Source organism: Phenylobacterium sp. T106 (assembly GCF_057219735.1).
Map to the genome: position 1 here is coordinate 1 of NZ_JBXVWA010000023.1, position 908 is coordinate 908.

Annotated in this window: 1 protein-coding gene; it reads left to right on the top strand. The window is 70.4% G+C overall.

What is annotated here, in order from left to right; translation table 11 throughout:
• Positions 1-114: 114 nt before the first annotated feature.
• A partial coding sequence (locus tag AC2D8W_RS22715) for an IS110 family RNA-guided transposase (RefSeq protein ID WP_484673434.1) occupies positions 115-908 on the top strand: 794 nt, incomplete at its 3' end.

A 908-nucleotide genomic window follows, 5' to 3' on the forward strand; every position in this document is an offset into this window, starting at 1 on the left:
GCTGCAGGGGAGCTGGGCCGCCGCCGACATTCCATGACCCGGATGGTTGCAGGGACTTTGAGGTCCGGAGCCACAAGGAGGGGTCGAGTGGAACAGCGTCAGTCTAGCACGAAGGTGGCAGGGATCGACGTCGGCAAGCGCGGGCTGGATATCGCCGTGCACGGCCTGGAGGACGCGGTGCGGGTGGACAACGTTTCGGCAGGGTTCAGCGAGCTCGTCGCGTGGCTGAAGGCGCGTGAGGTCGGCCGAGTCGGCCTGGAGGCCACGGGCGGCTACGAGCGGGGCGTCCGTGCGGCGCTGGAGGCGGCCGGCTTCGAGGTGGTGGTGCACCAGCCGCTGGAGGTGCGCCGGTTTGCGCAGATGAAGCGCTGGCGGGCCAAGAACGACCGGCTGGACGCGCAGCTGATCGCGGCGGCCACAGCGCAGGTGGAGGCGGTGAAGGCCGCCCAGGACCCGCGTCTGCTCGAGCTCGCCGAGCGGCTGACGGCCTACGAGCAGATCACCGATCAGATCGTCGGGCTGAAGACCTTCCTGGAGAGCGTCACGCTCAAGGACCTGGCCGCGCTGCTGCGGACCCAGATCCGCAGCCTCGAGCGCCTGAAGGCCCGGCTCAGCCTCGACATCCTGCGTCGGATCAAGGCCGAGGCCGACCTCCTGGCCCGCTTCCGCCTGCTGACGAGCCTGCCAGGCATCGGCCCGATCGTCGCCGCCAGCCTGGTGATCCGCATGCCCGAACTGGGCGGCATGAAGCGCGGCCAGGCCGCCAGCCTCCTCGGCGTCGCCCCCTTCGACCGCGACTCCGGCCAGTGGAAAGGCCTGCGCTTCATCTCCGGCGGTCGCGCCCGGCCGCGCCGGATGCTCTACCTCGCCGCCATCACCGCCAAGCGTTTCGATCCAGGCTTCAAGGC